The 1,187-nt window shown below is 71.5% G+C and carries 1 protein-coding gene, 1 tRNA gene and 2 pseudogenes; all 4 read left to right on the top strand.

The features are described 5' to 3' along the window. A tRNA-Lys gene (locus ACWCSD_RS52905) sits at positions 1 to 73 on the top strand. Positions 74 to 128: 55 nt separating this feature from the next. Next, positions 129 to 731: a cob(I)yrinic acid a,c-diamide adenosyltransferase gene (cobO, locus tag ACWCSD_RS52900; protein ID WP_364335262.1), complete on the top strand. Its 603-nt coding sequence runs from the start codon at positions 129 to 131 to the stop codon at positions 729 to 731. Then, a pseudogene (locus tag ACWCSD_RS52895) lies at positions 725 to 1,117 on the top strand (nucleotide-binding protein); the annotation flags it as partial. The gene cobO and the pseudogene ACWCSD_RS52895, both read left to right, overlap by 7 nt. Beyond that, positions 1,113 to 1,187, top strand: a pseudogene (locus ACWCSD_RS52890) (chlorite dismutase family protein); the annotation flags it as partial. The pseudogenes ACWCSD_RS52895 and ACWCSD_RS52890, both read left to right, overlap by 5 nt.

The following is a 1,187-nucleotide window of genomic DNA, read 5'->3' as shown; positions in this document are numbered from 1 at the left end:
CGCCGCTAGCTCAGTCGGTTAGAGCAGCTGACTCTTAATCAGCGGGTCCGGGGTTCGAGTCCCTGGCGGCGCACCGCACGAAACCCCAGTTCAGCGGTCGTCCGTGACCACAGGAAGGCGGTCTGAACATGCCTCAGGGAAAACCGGCTGTCGTGCCCGACGACGGCCTGACCACGCGCCAGCGCCGGACCCGTCCGCTGCTGATGGTGCACACCGGACCGGGCAAGGGCAAGTCCACGGCCGCCTTCGGGATGGCGTTGCGGGCCTGGAACCAGGGCTGGCCGGTCGGGGTGTTCCAGTTCGTGAAGTCGGCCAAGTGGCGCATCGGCGAGGAACGGGCGCTCAAGGTGCTCGGCGAGACGGGCGAGGGCGGCCCGGTGGCCTGGCACAAGATGGGCGAGGGCTGGTCGTGGATCCAGCGGCCCGGCAGCGAGGAGGACCACGCGGCCGACGCCCGTGAGGGCTGGGAGCAGATCAAGCGCGACCTGGCGGCGCAGACGTACCGGTTCTACGTGCTGGACGAGTTCACGTACCCGCTGAAGTGGGGGTGGCTGGACCTGGACGACGTGCTGAAGGCGTTGACGGACCGGCCGGGCAGCCAGCACGTCGTGATCACCGGCAGGGACGCGCCCGGACGGCTGATCGAGGTCGCCGACCTGGTGACGGAGATGGGCAAGGTACGCCACCCCATGGACGCCGGGCAGAAGGGGCAGAAGGGCATCGAGTGGTAGTTCCCCGGCTGGTGATCGCCGCGCCGTCGTCGGGCAGCGGCAAGACGACGGTGGCCACCGGGCTCATGGCGGCGTTGCGGGCGCGCGGGCTGCGGGTCTCGCCGCACAAGGTGGGGCCCGACTACATCGACCCGGGCTATCACGCGCTGGCCGCCGGCCGTCCCGGCCGCAATCTGGATCCGTGGCTCGTCGGGGAGGAGCTCGTCGCCCCGCTGTTCCTGCACGGCGCCGCCGGGTGCGACGTGGCGGTGGTCGAGGGCGTGATGGGCCTGTTCGACGGCAGGGGGGACACCGGCTTCGCCTCGACCGCGCACGTCGCGACGCTGCTGGACGCGCCGGTGGTGCTGGTCGTGGACGCGGCCCGGCAGAGCAGGTCGGTGGCGGCGGGCGATGCTGGCCGAGCACGGCCGGATGGCCCGCGACTATCCCGACGTGCGGGCCAACACCGTGGCCTGC

This window comes from Nonomuraea sp. NPDC001684 (assembly GCF_053596515.1).
The sequence above is the reverse complement of the archived record's forward strand: the minus strand, read 5'-3'. Positions and strand labels throughout refer to the sequence as shown.

What these genes read in the sequence shown, in the direction of transcription:
- cobO (WP_364335262.1), top strand. Translation starts at nt 129, where the DNA reads ATGCCTCAGGGAAAACCGGCTGTCGTGCCCGACGACGGCCTGACCACG.